The sequence below is a fragment of the Streptococcus sp. HMSC066F01 genome (assembly GCF_001837335.1).
Lineage (GTDB): Bacteria > Bacillota > Bacilli > Lactobacillales > Streptococcaceae > Streptococcus > Streptococcus oralis_S.
Map to the genome: position 1 here is coordinate 1 of NZ_KV832120.1, position 17,943 is coordinate 17,943.

Below are 17,943 nucleotides of genomic sequence, written 5' to 3' on the forward strand. Positions count from 1 at the left end.
CTCTAACCACCTGAGCTACGCGCCCAAGTTTAAAAAACTTGGTAATTGAACAAAGTTCAAAGCGGGTGACGAGAATCGAACTCGCGACAACAGCTTGGAAGGCTGTAGTTTTACCACTAAACTACACCCGCTAAAATGGGAGTTAACGGGATCGAACCGCTGACCCTCTGCTTGTAAGGCAGATGCTCTCCCAGCTGAGCTAAACTCCCTCGAGCTAAGCGACTTCCATATCTCACAGGGGGCAACCCCCAACTACTTCCGGCGTTCTAGGGCTTAACTGCTGTGTTCGGCATGGGTACAGGTGTATCTCCTAGGCTATCGTCACTTAACTCTGAGTAATACCTACTCAAAATTGAATATCTATCAAATACCAAGAAAACCTCACACTTCGTATTCTCAGTTACTTTGGATAAGTCCTCGAGCTATTAGTATTAGTCCGCTACATGTGTCGCCACACTTCCACTTCTAACCTATCTACCTGATCATCTCTCAGGGCTCTTACTGATATAAAATCATGGGAAATCTCATCTTGAGGTGGGTTTCACACTTAGATGCTTTCAGCGTTTATCCCTTCCCTACATAGCTACCCAGCGATGCCTTTGGCAAGACAACTGGTACACCAGCGGTAAGTCCACTCTGGTCCTCTCGTACTAGGAGCAGATCCTCTCAAATTTCCTACGCCCGCGACGGATAGGGACCGAACTGTCTCACGACGTTCTGAACCCAGCTCGCGTGCCGCTTTAATGGGCGAACAGCCCAACCCTTGGGACCGACTACAGCCCCAGGATGCGACGAGCCGACATCGAGGTGCCAAACCTCCCCGTCGATGTGAACTCTTGGGGGAGATAAGCCTGTTATCCCCAGGGTAGCTTTTATCCGTTGAGCGATGGCCCTTCCATACGGAACCACCGGATCACTAAGCCCGACTTTCGTCCCTGCTCGAGTTGTAGCTCTCGCAGTCAAGCTCCCTTATACCTTTACACTCTGCGAATGATTTCCAACCATTCTGAGGGAACCTTTGGGCGCCTCCGTTACCTTTTAGGAGGCGACCGCCCCAGTCAAACTGCCCGTCAGACACTGTCTCCGATAGGGATAACCTATCCGGGTTAGAGTGGCCATAACACAAGGGTAGTATCCCAACAACGTCTCCTTCGAAACTGGCGTCCCGATCTCTTAGACTCCTACCTATCCTGTACATGTGGTACAGACACTCAATATCAAACTGCAGTAAAGCTCCATGGGGTCTTTCCGTCCTGTCGCGGGTAACCTGCATCTTCACAGGTACTAAAATTTCACCGAGTCTCTCGTTGAGACAGTGCCCAAATCATTACGCCTTTCGTGCGGGTCGGAACTTACCCGACAAGGAATTTCGCTACCTTAGGACCGTTATAGTTACGGCCGCCGTTTACTGGGGCTTCAATTCATACCTTCGGATTACTCCTAAGCACTCCTCTTAACCTTCCAGCACCGGGCAGGCGTCACCCCCTATACATCATCTTACGATTTAGCAGAGAGCTGTGTTTTTGATAAACAGTTGCTTGGGCCTATTCACTGCGGCTGACTTAAAGTCAGCACCCCTTCTCCCGAAGTTACGGGGTCATTTTGCCGAGTTCCTTAACGAGAGTTCTCTCGCTCACCTGAGGCTACTCGCCTCGACTACCTGTGTCGGTTTGCGGTACGGGTAGAGTATGTTTAAACGCTAGAAGCTTTTCTTGGCAGTGTGACGTCACTAACTTCGCTACTAAACTTCGCTCCCCATCACAGCTCAATGTTATAGATATAAGCATTTGACTCATATCACACCTCACTGCTTAGACAGACACTTCCATTCGTCTGCTTTAGTTAGCCTACTGCGTCCCTCCATCACTACATACTCTAGTACAGGAATATCAACCTGTTGTCCATCGGATACACCTTTCGGTCTCTCCTTAGGTCCCGACTAACCCAGGGCGGACGAGCCTTCCCCTGGAAACCTTAGTCTTACGGTGGACAGGATTCTCACCTGTCTTTCGCTACTCATACCGGCATTCTCACTTCTATGCGTTCCAGCACTCCTCACGGTATACCTTCTTCACACATAGAACGCTCTCCTACCATACCTATAAAGGTATCCACAGCTTCGGTAAATTGTTTTAGCCCCGGTACATTTTCGGCGCAGGGTCACTCGACTAGTGAGCTATTACGCACTCTTTGAATGAATAGCTGCTTCTAAGCTAACATCCTAGTTGTCTGTGCAACCCCACATCCTTTTCCACTTAACAATTATTTTGGGACCTTAGCTGGTGGTCTGGGCTGTTTCCCTTTCGACTACGGATCTTAGCACTCGCAGTCTGACTGCCGACCATAATTCATTGGCATTCGGAGTTTATCTGAGATTGGTAATCCGGGATGGACCCCTCACCCAAACAGTGCTCTACCTCCAAGAATCTTTATGTCGACGCTAGCCCTAAAGCTATTTCGGAGAGAACCAGCTATCTCCAAGTTCGTTTGGAATTTCTCCGCTACCCACAAGTCATCCAAGCACTTTTCAACGTGCCCTGGTTCGGTCCTCCAGTGCGTCTTACCGCACCTTCAACCTGCTCATGGGTAGGTCACATGGTTTCGGGTCTACGACATGATACTAATTCGCCCTATTCAGACTCGGTTTCCCTGCGGCTCCGTCTCTTCAACTTAACCTCGCATCATATCGTAACTCGCCGGTTCATTCTACAAAAGGCACGCTCTCACCCATTAACGGGCTCGAACTTGTTGTAGGCACACGGTTTCAGGTTCTATTTCACTCCCCTCCCGGGGTGCTTTTCACCTTTCCCTCACGGTACTGGTTCACTATCGGTCACTAGGGAGTATTTAGGGTTGGGAGATGGTCCTCCCAGATTCCGACGGGATTTCACGTGTCCCGCCGTACTCAGGATACTGCTAGGTACAAAGACTATTTTAAATACGAGGCTGTTACTCTCTTTGGCTGATCTTCCCAAATCATTCTTCTATAATCTTTGAGTCCACATTGCAGTCCTACAACCCCGAAGAGTAAACTCTTCGGTTTGCCCTCCTGCCGTTTCGCTCGCCGCTACTAAGGCAATCGCTTTTGCTTTCTCTTCCTGCAGCTACTTAGATGTTTCAGTTCACTGCGTCTTCCTCCTCACATCCTTAACAGATGCGGGTAACAGGTAGTACCTGTTGGGTTCCCCCATTCGGAAATCCCTGGATCATCGCTTACTTACAGCTACCCAAGGCATATCGTCGTTTGTCACGTCCTTCTTCGGCTCCTAGTGCCAAGGCATCCACCGTGCGCCCTTATTAACTTAACCTTATTTTCTGACCTTTCAGTCATAAACTCTTTTAATACTACAGCGTTTCGGTTTATTTTCTTGTTACTATTTGATATAGATATTCAATTTTCAATGTGCATTACTTGGTGATCTCTCACCAATGGAGCCTAGCGGGATCGAACCGCTGACCTCCTGCGTGCAAAGCAGGCGCTCTCCCAGCTGAGCTAAGGCCCCACAAGACCTCTCAAGACTAAACAAGACCAATGTGCAGTTCCTTATCCTTAGAAAGGAGGTGATCCAGCCGCACCTTCCGATACGGCTACCTTGTTACGACTTCACCCCAATCATCTATCCCACCTTAGGCGGCTGGCTCCAAATGGTTACCTCACCGACTTCGGGTGTTACAAACTCTCGTGGTGTGACGGGCGGTGTGTACAAGGCCCGGGAACGTATTCACCGCGGCGTGCTGATCCGCGATTACTAGCGATTCCGACTTCATGTAGGCGAGTTGCAGCCTACAATCCGAACTGAGACTGGCTTTAAGAGATTAGCTTGCCGTCACCGGCTTGCGACTCGTTGTACCAGCCATTGTAGCACGTGTGTAGCCCAGGTCATAAGGGGCATGATGATTTGACGTCATCCCCACCTTCCTCCGGTTTATTACCGGCAGTCTCGCTAGAGTGCCCAACTGAATGATGGCAACTAACAATAGGGGTTGCGCTCGTTGCGGGACTTAACCCAACATCTCACGACACGAGCTGACGACAACCATGCACCACCTGTCACCTCTGTCCCGAAGGAAAACTCTATCTCTAGAGCGGTCAGAGGGATGTCAAGACCTGGTAAGGTTCTTCGCGTTGCTTCGAATTAAACCACATGCTCCACCGCTTGTGCGGGCCCCCGTCAATTCCTTTGAGTTTCAACCTTGCGGTCGTACTCCCCAGGCGGAGTGCTTAATGCGTTAGCTGCGGCACTAAACCCCGGAAAGGGTCTAACACCTAGCACTCATCGTTTACGGCGTGGACTACCAGGGTATCTAATCCTGTTTGCTCCCCACGCTTTCGAGCCTCAGCGTCAGTTACAAGCCAGAGAGCCGCTTTCGCCACCGGTGTTCCTCCATATATCTACGCATTTCACCGCTACACATGGAATTCCACTCTCCCCTCTTGCACTCAAGTTAAACAGTTTCCAAAGCGTACTATGGTTAAGCCACAGCCTTTAACTTCAGACTTATCTAACCGCCTGCGCTCGCTTTACGCCCAATAAATCCGGACAACGCTCGGGACCTACGTATTACCGCGGCTGCTGGCACGTAGTTAGCCGTCCCTTTCTGGTAAGATACCGTCACAGTGTGAACTTTCCACTCTCACACTCGTTCTTCTCTTACAACAGAGCTTTACGATCCGAAAACCTTCTTCACTCACGCGGCGTTGCTCGGTCAGACTTCCGTCCATTGCCGAAGATTCCCTACTGCTGCCTCCCGTAGGAGTCTGGGCCGTGTCTCAGTCCCAGTGTGGCCGATCACCCTCTCAGGTCGGCTATGTATCGTTGCCTTGGTGAGCCGTTACCTCACCAACTAGCTAATACAACGCAGGTCCATCTGGTAGTGATGCAATTGCACCTTTTAAGCAAATGTCATGCAACATCTACTATTATGCGGTATTAGCTATCGTTTCCAATAGTTATCCCCCGCTACCAGGCAGGTTACCTACGCGTTACTCACCCGTTCGCAACTCATCCAGAGAAGCAAGCTCCTCCTTCAGCGTTCTACTTGCATGTATTAGGCACGCCGCCAGCGTTCGTCCTGAGCCAGGATCAAACTCTCATTAAAAGTTTGAGTTCTCACTCATTTCTGTCACTGACAGATTTATTGTTTTTTTCATTGTTCAGTACTATAACTTCAGTTATAGTGCCCTGCACATTGGTTCGTCTTGTTCAGTTTTCAAAGGTCTTTGTCTCTCACTTCTCTCTTGAGCGACAACTATATTAGTATATCACAGCTACCTGCCTCTGTCAACAGATTTTTTAAACTTTTTTCAAGTTTTTTTAACCGCAATACACCATAGTCCGTACGGGATTCGAACCCGTGTTACCGCCGTGAAAAGGCGGTGTCTTAACCCCTTGACCAACGGACCTGAGCTTTTCAACTCTTTCTATTATACCTACTTTTCCGCCTTTGTCAAGGACTTTTTTCCTCTTTATCGAAATTCTGAAAAGATTAGGGAAAGTTCTCTCAGGAGAGCTTTCCGTCCTCTAAAGACTTCCCCTCCCATGAGACGGTCTATTAATTCTTGTTTTTCCATACTCTGTTTTGATTTGTAATTCTTTAGAAGTTCGTGAAAGAGATAATAATCGTCCAACCTGAGTCCTTTTTCTCCTAGACGATGGCTAATCTCACTCACCTCTTCATAGGGTTCTTTGTCAAAACGGCGCTTGTGGCTTTCCTGTTTACGGATGTAATCTAGGATACGATTTCTAAACTTTGTTTTAAAGCAGACATAAAGTCGATGGCGCTCGCCCTCTAATAACTCTGGATTACGGCTCACCAGCTCATACAGACATAACATGCCTTCCTGGTCCCAGTCCTCTTTCTCCCACAGATGCAAATGATAATCTTTGCGACACTTATGGACGATTCCCTTGCTTTCTTCATATAAGTCTTTTAGATTCATAGACCTCTCCTTTCTGCATTTAGTTTAGCAAAATGCGCGAGCCCCTGAGTCTACTTCCTCTATTTTATACTTCTTCCTCCCTCAACAGCACATAAAAAGAGAGGCAAAGCCTCTCTGGGGTTATAATTCTGCAATTTGGTTGAGATTCACTTCTGCAATCGTATCGTTACCAAACATAGAGATAATCATCTTCACTTTGTTGTTATCAATTTCAGTAATTTTACCTGTGTAGTCTGCAAAAGCACCATCAATGATGCGGACTGTCTGGCCAACTTCGACGTCAATATCAAACTCTTGAACAGTTTGTCCCATTGAAACCAGAATATCACGAATTTCTTGTTCCAATAGTGGAGTTGGTTTTGATCTGTTACCGTGTGAGCCGACGAATCCTGTTACGTTAGGTGTGTTTCGAACGACGAACCATGCTTCATCTGTCATGACCATTTCTACAAGAACATAGCCTGGAAAGCGATTCTCTTCAACTTCCTTTTTCTTTCCATTTTTCTCAACTTGCACGGTTTGTGTTGGAATCTCAACCCGTAGAATATTATCCAACATGTTATACGTTTGCGCACGTTGCAATAGATTTTCTTTTACCTTATTTTCATAGCCAGAATAAGTTTGTAGAACAAACCATCCCTTGTCAAAACTATCCATGATATTTCCTTTCATACATATATAGAAGAAAGTTAGCAGAACTTCTCCACTTTTCTTCTAAAAAATGTTAATAAATCGAATCAAACCTGATACAATCAACTGGTCAAAAATGTAAATGATGACCACAAAGAAGGCTGTGTATTCCATAATAGAGCGAAAATCTCTCCAGCTTTCTTTGCGAGTTGGCCAAGTTGTTTCTTTAAGAAGTTTAAAAATATCCTTAATAAAACCCATCGTTCTCTCCTATATCGTTTCTCTATGTGTCGTATATTTTCCACAATGTTTACAAAATTTATTTACTTCTAGTCGTGTTGGCTTGGGGTTCCCACTAATTTTGATTGAGTAATTCCTTGAACCACAAACTGCACAAGCTAGGCTTGCTTTTTTTAGTGCCATAACGCCTCCATCTTATCTATTATAACAAGAAACCTAGGCTTTGACAAGCCTCTTAACGAAATAGATTAAGGATTGAGTCCCATATTGTCTGGGCTTTTTCTTTTATTTTAGCTTCTGAAATTGCCCGGCCTGCTTCATCTACAAGATTTTGAGCACGACTACGAATATCTCCTAGCGGATCTTCCGTCTGATTTGTTTCATTTTCAACGACTTGCTGCTTAGTATTTTCTGGTTCAATCCCATTTTGCTTATAGGCATTCTCAACCGTAAAGGTGCTGCCAGGAGTGTAAGGCAAGATGGTGTTAGCCATGCTTCTAAAGACATGGGCAGCGCCATTAGAGGTCGAACCTGCTAGATAATGGTTCTCATCTGTCGTTGGGAAGCCGAGCCAGTGGCTGATGACCACATCCGGAGTATAACCAATCACCCACTGGTCACTGGTATATTCTGGATTGAAAACAGCTTCAGTCGTACCTGTTTTACCAGCCATAACGTAATCCGCTGGTGATGAACTAATTCCTGTACCATTGGTAAATGTTCCTAGCATCATGCTGGTCATTTTATCGGCTACCGACTTATCAATCACTCGTTTTTGGGAATTTTTATGACTCTTGATGACCTGACCGCTGGCATTTTCAATACGAGTGATGAAATGCGCTTCAGGCATCAGACCTCCATTAGCAAAGGCTGCATAGGCTTGCGCCATCTGGAGAGGATTCGTCTCCACACCTCCACCAAGAGCAACTCCAAGAACTCGGTCAACTTTTTCCATATTCAGACCAAATCTCTCCCCAGCGTCAAAAGCTTTGTCAATACCTAATTCATTTACAGTCGCAACAGCTGGCAGGTTGAGTGATTCCGCCAAGGCCTGATACATAGGTACTTCTGGAGATGTCTTAATACCCGCATAGTTGTCTACTTGATAACTGTTGTACTGCATCGTATGATTATCCAGTTGCTTGTTCAAGGCCCATCCTGCTTCTACTGCGGGTGTATAAACGACTAAAGGTTTAATGGTTGAGCCTGGGCTACGCTTAGACTGAGTGGCATAGTTAAAATTGCGGAAGCCTGGTTTGTCATCACCAGCTACACGACCAACAACTCCACGCACTCCACCAGTCTTGGGTTCCAGAGCGACACTACCTGATTCGGCATGCGTTCCGTCTTCTGCTGTTGGAAATAGCGAAGTGTTTTCGTAAATAACCTGCATGTTTGCTTGGTAGTTTTGGTCAAGCTCTGTGTAGATGCGATAGCCGTTGTTGACAATCTCTTCTTCTGTGAGATTGTACTTGGAAACCGCTTCGTTGACAACAGCATCAAAATAGGACGGGTAACGATAATCCGAAACTTTGCCTTCATATTTATCTTGCAGTTGAGAAGCCATATCTACTCCAGCCGCTTCGGTCTCTTGGTTTTTATCAATATAACCTGCTGCAACCATATTTTGCAAAACAGTATCCCTACGGTTGGTCGAAGTCTCAACAGAATTTAATGGATTATACAATTCTGGTCCCTTGAGCATCCCTGCTAGAGTCGCCGCCTGATCAAGCGTTAGTTGTGAAGCCGATACACCGAAATATTTCTTACTTGCATCTTCAACACCCCATACCCCATTTCCGAAGTAGGCGTTATTGAGGTACATAGTAAGGATTTGCTCCTTGCTGTATTTCTTTGTCAACTCTAAGGCAAGGAAAAACTCCTTGGCTTTCCGTTCAACGGTTTGGTCCTGAGACAGATAAGCATTTTTCGCCAACTGTTGAGTGATGGTGGACCCCCCTCCAGAACGACCCGCTGTAAGGATGGCTAGAAAGAAACGACCGTAGTTAATCCCATCATTTTTATAAAAAGAACGGTCCTCTGTCGCGACAACAGCATCTTGCAAGTCTTTGCTGATATCTGCCAGCTCAACATAGGTTCCCTTTTGACCTGATAGAGCCCCTGCCTCTTTTTCTTCGCGGTCAAAAATCAGAGTTCGCGTTTTCAAGGCATTTTGCAAATCATTGACATTGGTAGACTTGGCTATCGCAAATAGGTAGGTTCCTACTAGCAAACCAGAACTTAACCCTAAAATGATGACAATCTTGGTCAGATGATAACGACGCCAAAATTTCCGTATCGAACCTACATGGCCTAGTTTTTTTCTATCGCTCCGTGAACGACGCATGCTAGTCGAATCAGACTCCGCGGATTCATTCGTTTCTTTTTTAAAGAGAGAAAGAAACTTCTCAAATAATTTATCTAATTTCATGCGTTTATTTTATCATCTTCACCATAGGAACTCAAGAATTTAGCTGTTCCCTATCCAAACAGGGCTTTTTTTGTTACAATATCTGTATGCAATTCACATTTACATTACCATCATCCCTGCCTCAAATGACGGTCAAGGAACTCCTAGAGGAACAACTCCTCATTCCTAGAAAGATTCGCCATTTTCTAAGAACCAAGAAGAATATCTTAATCAATCAAAAACAAGTTCACTGGAACGAGATAGTCAAACCAGGTGACATTTGTCAGTTGACTTTTGACGAGGAAGATTATCCCCCAAAAGAAATCCTTTGGGGCAATCTAGACCTCGTTCAAGAGATTTACCAAGACCAACATCTCATTATCGTCAACAAGCCAGAGGGAATGAAAACTCACGGAAATCAACCTGGTGAAATCGCCCTTCTCAATCACGTCTCTGCCTACGTTGGCCAAAACTGCTATGTCGTTCATCGCCTGGATATGGAAACAAGCGGTTTAGTGCTTTTTGCTAAAAATCCTTTTATCTTACCCATCCTCAATCGTTTGTTGGAGAAAAAGGACATTGCTCGTGAGTACTGGGCACTCGTAGAGGGGCAAGTAGGGAGTAAAGAACTTGTCTTTCGAGATAAAATTGGTCGTGATCGACACGATCGTAGAAAAAGAATAGTTGATGAAAAAAATGGACAATATGCTGAAACACATATCAGTCGATTAAAACAATTCCCAAACAAGACTACCCTTGTCCGTTGCAAACTAAAGACCGGTCGAACGCATCAAATCCGTGTTCACCTCTCTCACCATAAGCACCCTATCCTGGGCGATCCTCTCTATAACTCTAAATCAAGAACGAGCCGGCTCATGCTCCACGCTTTTCGACTCTCCTTTACTCATCCACTCACCTTAGAAAAATTGAGTTTCACTGCCCTCTCGGATACTTTCGAAATAGAATTAAAACAAAATGGATGACACTATCATCCATTTTTCTATACAAAAAAGCAAGACCAGAAGGCCTTGCTTTTATCGACTCAAGAATTATTTAGCGATTTTTGCGAAGTATTCAAGAGTACGAACAAGTTGTGAAGTGTAAGACATTTCGTTGTCATACCATGAAACAACTTTAACCAATTGTTTGCCGTCAACGTCAAGAACTTTAGTTTGAGTTGCATCGAACAATGAACCGTAAGACATACCTAAGATATCTGAAGATACGATTGGATCTTCTGTGTAACCGTATGATTCGTTTGAAGCTGCTTTCATAGCTGCGTTTACTTCATCAACAGTAACATTCTTTTCAAGAACTGCTACCAATTCAGTTACTGAACCAGCTGGAACAGGAACACGTTGAGCAGCTCCATCCAATTTGCCGTTCAATTCAGGAATAACCAAACCGATTGCTTTAGCAGCACCAGTTGAGTTAGGAACGATGTTAACTGCACCAGCGCGAGCACGGCGAAGGTCACCACCACGGTGTGGTCCGTCAAGGATCATTTGGTCACCAGTGTAAGCGTGGATAGTAGTCATCAATCCTTCTACAACACCGAAGTTGTCTTGAAGAGCTTTAGCCATTGGAGCCAAGCAGTTTGTAGTACATGAAGCACCTGAGATAACTGTTTCAGTACCGTCAAGAATGTCGTGGTTAGTGTTAAATACAACTGTTTTAACATCGTTTCCACCAGGAGCAGTGATAACAACTTTTTTAGCTCCTCCAGCGTGCAAGTGTTTTTCAGCCGCTGCTTTCTTAGCAAAGAAACCAGTTGCTTCAAGAACAATTTCTACACCGTCAGTAGCCCAGTCGATTTGTTCTGGATCACGTTCAGCAGAAACTTTAACGAATTTACCGTTAACTTCAAATCCACCTTCTTTAACTTCTACAGTACCGTCGAAACGACCTTGAGTTGTGTCGTATTTCAACAAGTGTGCAAGCATAACTGGATCTGTAAGGTCGTTGATGCGAGTAACTTCAACACCTTCTACGTTTTGGATACGGCGGAAAGCAAGACGACCGATACGTCCGAAACCGTTAATACCAACTTTAACTACCATTAGTGATTTCCTCCTTATGAAAATCATGAAAATTTTATTGTGAAAAGAGTAACTTGAATCACTACAAATCACCTTTCAACAAACCTATTATATAACTATTTGAGTTGAATTGCAAGTACGGGCGTTGATTTTCTCTCCCGCTTTTCTACTTTTTCTCCCCCTTTTTATTCATCCATTCTTTTATTCTCAAAGCATATCTCTAGAATTTTTATAATATCTGCATATTCTCTTCATTTCATGGTGAAACTTCAATTTCAACTCTTTCAGAGTTTACAAAAAAGAGACAGGATTTCTCCTGCCTCTAGGCTGATAAACGATTATTTACGACGTCCTGGACGTTCTGCATAACCATAGTAAGCATCTGCCATGATTTCTTCCATGTCAGCTACCATTGGCAAGCGAGGGTTTGCAGGTGAACATTGATCTTCATAAGCTAGAAGAGCAATTTCATGCAAGCTGTCTTTCCAAACTTTTTCATCGATTCCAAAGCCTTTGAAGTTCATTGTGATTCCAACTGCTTCACCAAGATCGTAAACTGCTTTGGCATAAGCTTCAACCGCTTCTTCTGGAGTTGAGTGAGGCAAACCAAGCATTTTCGCGATGTCTTGGAATTTCTCATCAGCTTTCCAGTAGTTGTATTTAGGCCATGTAGTCGTCTTAGATGGACGAGTTCCGTTGTAACGGATAACATATGGAAGCAAGATAGCGTTTGTACGTCCGTGAACAGTATGGTGAACCGCACCGATCTTGTGGGCCATTGAGTGGCTCATACCAAGGAAGGCATTGGCGAAGGCCATACCTGCCATTGTAGACGCATTATGCATTTTTTCACGAGCTTCTGGGTCAGCAGTCTTAACAGATTTTTCCAACCATTCAAAGACAAGTTTGATTGATTGAAGGGCGATACCATCTGTGTAGTCGTTAGCAAAGTTTGAAGTGTAGGCTTCAGTCGCGTGAGTCAAGACGTCCATACCTGTGTCAGCAGTAATGAAATCTGGAACTGATTCAACCAAAGCTGGGTCAACAATCGCAATCGTTGGTGTCAATGAGTAGTCAGCCAATGGATACTTACGGTTGTTTTTCTTGTCAGAGATAACGGCAAATGGTGTTACTTCTGAACCAGTACCTGAAGTTGTTGGGATACCGATGTACTTCGCTTTCTTACCAAGTGATGGGAAGCGGAAGGCACGTTTACGGATATCCATGAATTTTTGAACCAAGTCACGGAAGTCGATTTCTGGTTGTTCATAGAAGAGCCACATAACTTTCGCTGCGTCCATTGGAGAACCACCACCAAGAGCGATGATTGTGTCTGGTTCAAACGCCCTCATCACTTCAGTACCACGTTCTACAGTTGTGATATCTGGATCTGGTTCAACATCTGAGAAGACTTGGACAGTTACACGGTTACTACGTGCGTTCAATTGATCGATAACACGTTGAACGAAACCGAGTTTTTCGATTGATTTGTCCGTAACGATCATAACGCGTTCAATATCTTCACATGTTTGAAGGTATTGGATAGAATTGCGTTCGAAGTAAATTTTTGAAGGAACTTTAAACCACTGCATATTATTTCTACGTTTCCCTACTTTCTTGATGTTTAGAAGGTTAATAGCGCTCACGTTATCACCAACTGAGTTGCGTCCGTATGAACCACATCCAAGTGTCAATGATGGAATGAAGGCATTGTATACGTCACCGATACCACCGAAAGTAGATGGAGAGTTCCAGATAATACGCATTGCTTTGATTTCTGTACCAAAGCGTTTAGCAAGAGCTTCGTCTTTTGTATGGATAGCTGCTGAGTGACCAAGTCCGTTAAACTCAACCATTTGACGAGCTTTTTTAAGACCGTCTTCTGTATCTTCAGCTTTTAGGACAGCGATAACTGGTGACAATTTTTCACGAGTCAACGGTTCTTTTGGTCCTACTTCTGCACATTCTGCAGCCAAGATGTTTGTGCCTTCTGGCACTGAGAAACCTGCTTGTTCTGCAATCCATGTTGCTGGTTTACCAACGATGTCAGCGTTCAATTTTGCTCCAGCACAGTTCTTGCTATTTGCTTTTGCTCCAAAACAGAATTCTTCTAGGAGAGCTTTCTCTTTTTTGTTTACAAAGTAAGTGTGGTAAGATTTAAATTCTGCTACAAATTCATCATACACTTCTTTATCAATGATAACTGCTTGCTCTGATGCACAGACCATACCATTGTCAAATGATTTAGACATAACGATGTCATGAGCAGCTTGACGAAGGTCAGCAGATTTTTCTACATAGGCAGGAACATTTCCGGCACCTACTCCAAGAGCTGGTTTTCCACATGAGTATGCAGCTTTAACCATAGCATTCCCACCAGTTGCAAGAATAGTTGCAACACCTTCGTGGTTCATTAGCGCTCCAGTCGCTTCCATAGATGGCTTTGTAATCCATTGAACACAGTTTTCAGGAGCACCAGCTGCAATCGCTGCATCGCGAACGATTTGTGCTGCGTGTGCTGATGATTCTTGAGCTGATGGATGGAAAGCAAAAACGATTGGGTTGCGTGTTTTCAAAGCAATCAAGGATTTGAAAATCGCTGTTGAAGTCGGGTTTGTTGTCGGAGTGACACCACAGATTACCCCTACAGGTTCCGCAATCTTTGTCAAACCTGTAATTGGATCATCTTCGATAACTCCAACTGTTTTAACTCCACGCATATTGTTCACTACGTGTTCGCAGGCAAATAGGTTTTTTGTCGCCTTGTCTTCAAATACCCCACGGCCAGTTTCTTCAACTGCATGTTGTGCAAGGATACCATGTGCGTCAAGTGCTGCAACCGAAGCTTTTGCCACGATATAGTCAACTTGCTCTTGGTTCAACTTGCGCATTTCATCAAGCGCAACCAAGGCTTTTTTCACGAGACCGTCGACATGCTTCTCAGCAGCAAGTTGCTTTTCCTCTGGTGTTACTGTTTTTTTATCAGCCATATTATATTATCCTCCATAGCCTTTAAGGATGTTATCCTTTGTTAATTTTTTCACAAGTTTATTATAACTCTTTTTTTATGCTTTGTAAACAGTTTCATAAGCATTTCACAAAGAAATTTTCTGAGTTTGTGATTTTTTTCTCAATGTAGCTATACAATAGAGTTTTGTCTGGACGATTGTGAAATTATGGAGAAAATTTTTTTATTTCACAAAGTTTTTTCTAGTTGATAGTTAGTTATCGAATCCAAGACAAGAAAGCGTTTTCTTTTTTGGTTTTGAAAATAGTCTCCTAACTTGGAGACTACTGTTTTTGTTGGAAAACGCCTTGTTTAAAGGTCCCTTCATAAACGACTTCTTGCTCTGTCGTCAACTTCCCTTGACCTTCAGCCTGGCCATTTACAAAATCACCTTCGTATTTCCAGCCATCTTTTGATTGGAACGTTCCTTTCCCATTAAAAGCTCCATTATTGAAATCACCTGTATATTGGTCCCCATTTTCAAAGGTCATGGTCCCCTGACCATTCATTTTCCCTCGTACCAGGGTACCATCATAAACAAGTGCACCACCATCAAGTGTCAGGACACCCTTTTTGGGTGTATTTAGTAGAAATACCGAAAGAGCACAGAGTGCAATTACGACTACTGCAATGAGCTCTAGCCTAGGGCGAGTTAGGTAAACTCTACACTTCTCATAAAATTGTTTAAGCTTTTCCATTGTCACTCTCATTTTCTAATCGATCTAGCCAGCTTTGACATCCACTTGTGATACGAGCATAGGTTTCCTCAAAATCTCCTGTATACCAAGGATCTGGGACACTTTCAGATGCAAAAGAGTAAATCTTATACTGTAGTTCCTGAGGACACATTTGTCGCAAATCTGAAAGGTTTGAAGCATCCATACCGATAATGTAATCAAACGATTCAAAGTCCTCTCTGCCAATCTGAAGTGATGTTTTATCTTTATCATACGGGATCTGATATTGCTGGAAAATTCCTTGCGTCCCCTTGTGAATCGGATTGCCATGTTCCCATGATGACGTTGCCCGACTTTCGACGTGGTAATCGCTCGTCATGGATTTCATCACAAACTCTGCCATGGGGCTACGACAGATATTTCCTAGGCAAACAAATACTATTTTTTTCATCCCTTTTCCTCTCGTCTCATAGAAAAACGGGAGTGACAGGTCCCGTTTTATTCTTCGATTGCTCCGCCTTCGTCAACAACTGTTCCTTCTGGTGTCACAACTTCTTTGAGTGGCAAAACGGTCTTGATCGCAGCCAATTCAAAAGTCAAATAAACGCCATCTACATCCAGTACGATTGTACCTTTCTCAGTATCTACTTCATCCACTGTTCCGTAAAGCCCACCAATTGTAATGACTTCATAACCTTTTTGAAGCTTGTTCAAGCTTTCCATACGCTTTTGTGCTTGTTTCTTTTGAGAACGTTGCATAAAGAACATCAAGGCAAACATACCTACAAGCATGATTAAAAAAGTAATATTTGGATCCATTGTTTTCTCCTTTGTATTTTACATAGGACTACTATATCAAATTTCAGCTACTTTTACAAGGTTGTGCCTTGTTTTTATGCTTATAAAAAATCAGAGTTTTCACTCTGATTTTTGTGATTATTTCAAGTTTTGAACGACTTTGACTAGATTTTCAACTGTAAATCCGTACTCCGCCAATACTTTTGGTGCTGGGGCAGATGCTCCGAAAGTATCAATACCGAGAACTGCACCATCAAGACCAACATATTTGTACCAGTTTTGAGTTGCACCCATTTCAACTGCAACACGACGGCGAACTGCATTTGGAAGGATTTCTTCCTTGTATGCTGCATCTTGTGCGTCAAAGACATCTGTTGATGGCATGCTGACTACACGGATTTTTGCACCTTGGCTAGCCAATTCTTTGGCAGCTGCGACCGCCAAATTCACCTCTGAACCTGTTGCAATCAAAATTGTATCAAAGTCTGCTGCAGTTTCATAGACAACATAGGCACCTTTCGCAACTTTGTCAAAGTCTGTTCCTTCTTCGACAGTCAAATTTTGACGTGTCAAGACAAGGGCAGTTGGTGTTTTTTCGCTTGTCACGGCAAGGTACCAAGCCGCTTGAGTTTCACGCGCATCTGCTGGGCGGAAAACATTCAGATTTGGCATAGCACGGAGACCTGCTAAGTGTTCAACTGGTTCGTGAGTTGGACCATCTTCCCCAACTGCAATCGAATCGTGGGTAAAGACATAAGTCACAGGAAGTCCTTGCAAGGCTGACAAGCGGACAGCTGCTTTCACATAGTCAGAGAAGACGAAGAAAGTACCACCGTATACACGAAGTCCACCGTGAAGGGCCATCCCGTTCAAGATCGTTCCCATTGCAAATTCACGAACACCAAACTGAATGTTGCGGTTCAAGCGATTAGCGTCGTCTTGAAGTCCATCAGTCTTGATATAAGTCATGTTTGAGTGAGCGAGGTCAGCTGATCCACCTAGGAAGGTTGGCAACTTGGCAGCGACAACGTTCAAAGCATCTTGACTTGAGTTGCGAGTTGCTTGAGAAAATCCATTTTCTAAGGCTGGGAAGTCTGCTGGAGTCACTTTAACTGGATCACGGCCGTCGATGATGGCTTCTACTTCTGCAGCCAGTTCTGGATGCGCTTCTTTATAGTCAGCAACTAATTTTGTCCAAGCTTGATAAGCTGATGCACCACGGTCTGCAACATTTTCCTTGAAATCAGCATAAACTTCAGCTGGGATTTCAAATGGTTCATAGTCCCAACCAAGAGCTTGACGAGTAGCCGCAGTTTCATCTGCTCCAAGAGGAGCACCGTGTACCGCATTAGTTCCTTGTTTGTTTGGAGAGCCGTATCCAATCACAGTCTTCACTTCAATCAAAGATGGTTTTCCTGAAGCTTTAGCTGTTTCGATAGCCGCATGGATTGCTTCCAAGTCTGTTCCATCTTCAACCAAGGCTGTATGCCAGCCGTAGGCATTGTAACGGTCACGAACACTTTCTGTGAAGGAATCTTTTGTCTCACCATCCAAGTTGATGTCATTTGAATCATAAAGAACCACCAACTTGTCGAGTTTTTGCAAGCCTGCGTATGAAGCCGCCTCACTTGAGACTCCTTCCATCAAATCTCCATCTCCACAGATCACATAAGTATAGTGGTCAAAGATATTGAAACCTTCGCGGTTATACTTGGCTGCAAGGAAACGTTCTGCTTGGGCAAAACCAGTAGCAGTAGAAATCCCTTGTCCTAGAGGACCAGTTGTCGCGTCAACCCCTGCAGTATGACCAAATTCTGGGTGACCTGGTGTTTTAGAACCCCATTGGCGGAAGTTCTTGACTTCATCCATGTTAACATCTTCAAAACCAGAAAGGTGAAGAAGGGCATAAAGAAGCATAGAGCCGTGTCCTGCTGAAAGAATAAAGCGATCGCGGTTGATCCAGTTTGGTTGAGCTGGATTGATACGAAGTTGCTTTGTAAAGAGGCTATAGGCCATTGGAGCAGCCCCCATAACCACCCCTGGGTGACCTGAGTTTGCTTTGTTGATGGCGTCAATACCTAGAAAACGAATTGCATTAACAGATAGATTTGACATAGAATTTCCTTTCTCTTTGAGGTGATTAATAAATCACACATCCTATTTTACTATTATATGAAAAAATGCATAGAATAGCAATAAAA

At 44.1% G+C, this 17,943-nt stretch carries 12 protein-coding genes, 4 tRNA genes and 3 rRNA genes; 1 reads left to right on the plus strand and 18 read right to left on the minus strand.

Features of this window, described 5'->3' with window-relative positions; genetic code table 11:
• Positions 1 to 60: 60 nt before the first annotated feature.
• The 12 genes from HMPREF2655_RS09580 to pbp2a form a co-directional block, all read right to left on the minus strand.
• Positions 61 to 131: transfer RNA gene (locus HMPREF2655_RS09580), tRNA-Gly, on the minus strand.
• A 5-nt stretch (positions 132 to 136) separates the two neighbouring features.
• A tRNA-Val gene (locus tag HMPREF2655_RS09585) sits at positions 137 to 209 on the minus strand.
• Positions 210 to 213: 4 nt separating this feature from the next.
• Positions 214 to 329: ribosomal RNA gene (gene rrf, locus HMPREF2655_RS09590) — 5S ribosomal RNA — on the minus strand.
• A 76-nt stretch (positions 330 to 405) separates the two neighbouring features.
• A 23S ribosomal RNA gene (locus HMPREF2655_RS09595) occupies positions 406 to 3,308 on the minus strand.
• 122 nt (positions 3,309 to 3,430) lie between these two features.
• A tRNA-Ala gene (locus HMPREF2655_RS09600) sits at positions 3,431 to 3,503 on the minus strand.
• Positions 3,504 to 3,554: 51 nt separating this feature from the next.
• Positions 3,555 to 5,100: ribosomal RNA gene (locus tag HMPREF2655_RS09605) — 16S ribosomal RNA — on the minus strand.
• Together the 16S, 23S and 5S rRNA genes with 4 tRNA genes alongside form the textbook arrangement of a ribosomal RNA operon.
• Before the next feature lie 232 nt (positions 5,101 to 5,332).
• Positions 5,333 to 5,404, minus strand: a tRNA-Glu gene (locus HMPREF2655_RS09610).
• Positions 5,405 to 5,467: 63 nt separating this feature from the next.
• Entirely contained in the window at positions 5,468 to 5,941 is a 474-nt protein-coding gene (locus HMPREF2655_RS09615; protein ID WP_049501155.1) for a hypothetical protein, read from the minus strand.
• Positions 5,942 to 6,061: 120 nt separating this feature from the next.
• Positions 6,062 to 6,598 (minus strand): transcription termination/antitermination protein NusG, encoded by a 537-nt coding sequence (gene nusG, locus HMPREF2655_RS09620; RefSeq protein WP_000376732.1) that lies wholly within the window; start codon positions 6,596 to 6,598, stop codon positions 6,062 to 6,064.
• 57 nt (positions 6,599 to 6,655) lie between these two features.
• Positions 6,656 to 6,832 carry a preprotein translocase subunit SecE gene (gene secE / locus HMPREF2655_RS09625; RefSeq protein WP_000505776.1) on the minus strand — a complete coding sequence of 59 codons (177 nt, stop codon included), beginning with the start codon at positions 6,830 to 6,832 and terminating at the stop codon, positions 6,656 to 6,658.
• Positions 6,833 to 6,841: 9 nt separating this feature from the next.
• Positions 6,842 to 6,994, minus strand: a complete 153-nt coding sequence (gene rpmG, locus HMPREF2655_RS09630; RefSeq protein ID WP_070838742.1) for a 50S ribosomal protein L33 — start codon at positions 6,992 to 6,994, stop codon at positions 6,842 to 6,844.
• Positions 6,995 to 7,046: 52 nt separating this feature from the next.
• The gene (gene pbp2a / locus HMPREF2655_RS09635; RefSeq protein ID WP_049501157.1) at positions 7,047 to 9,242 is read right to left on the minus strand and encodes a penicillin-binding protein PBP2A; all 2,196 of its coding nucleotides are present in this window, start codon (positions 9,240 to 9,242) and stop codon (positions 7,047 to 7,049) included.
• 86 nt (positions 9,243 to 9,328) lie between these two features.
• On the opposite strand from pbp2a, the gene HMPREF2655_RS09640 reads away from it, so the two are divergent.
• Positions 9,329 to 10,204 carry an RluA family pseudouridine synthase gene (locus HMPREF2655_RS09640; RefSeq protein ID WP_080979120.1) on the plus strand — a complete coding sequence of 292 codons (876 nt, stop codon included), beginning with the start codon at positions 9,329 to 9,331 and terminating at the stop codon, positions 10,202 to 10,204.
• A gap of 66 nt (positions 10,205 to 10,270) precedes the next feature.
• On the opposite strand, the gene gap is transcribed toward HMPREF2655_RS09640, so the two are convergent.
• From gap to tkt, 6 genes are all read right to left on the minus strand, one after another.
• Positions 10,271 to 11,281, minus strand: a complete 1,011-nt coding sequence (gene gap, locus HMPREF2655_RS09645; RefSeq protein WP_000260676.1) for a type I glyceraldehyde-3-phosphate dehydrogenase — start codon at positions 11,279 to 11,281, stop codon at positions 10,271 to 10,273.
• A gap of 317 nt (positions 11,282 to 11,598) precedes the next feature.
• Complete coding sequence (gene adhE, locus HMPREF2655_RS09650) at positions 11,599 to 14,250, minus strand: bifunctional acetaldehyde-CoA/alcohol dehydrogenase (RefSeq protein ID WP_070838744.1); 2,652 nt, start codon at positions 14,248 to 14,250, stop codon at positions 11,599 to 11,601.
• A gap of 301 nt (positions 14,251 to 14,551) precedes the next feature.
• Positions 14,552 to 14,965 (minus strand): MORN repeat-containing protein, encoded by a 414-nt coding sequence (locus tag HMPREF2655_RS09655; protein ID WP_049501159.1) that lies wholly within the window; start codon positions 14,963 to 14,965, stop codon positions 14,552 to 14,554.
• Entirely contained in the window at positions 14,952 to 15,395 is a 444-nt protein-coding gene (locus HMPREF2655_RS09660; RefSeq protein ID WP_070838746.1) for a low molecular weight protein-tyrosine-phosphatase, read from the minus strand. The genes HMPREF2655_RS09655 and HMPREF2655_RS09660 overlap by 14 nt, the downstream gene beginning before the upstream one ends.
• Positions 15,396 to 15,442: 47 nt before the next feature.
• Positions 15,443 to 15,763: a preprotein translocase subunit YajC gene (yajC, locus tag HMPREF2655_RS09665; protein ID WP_070838748.1), complete on the minus strand. Its 321-nt coding sequence runs from the start codon at positions 15,761 to 15,763 to the stop codon at positions 15,443 to 15,445.
• Positions 15,764 to 15,880: 117 nt separating this feature from the next.
• Positions 15,881 to 17,857, minus strand: a complete 1,977-nt coding sequence (tkt, locus tag HMPREF2655_RS09670) for a transketolase (protein ID WP_070838750.1) — start codon at positions 17,855 to 17,857, stop codon at positions 15,881 to 15,883.
• Between the last annotated feature and the right edge of the window lie 86 nt (positions 17,858 to 17,943).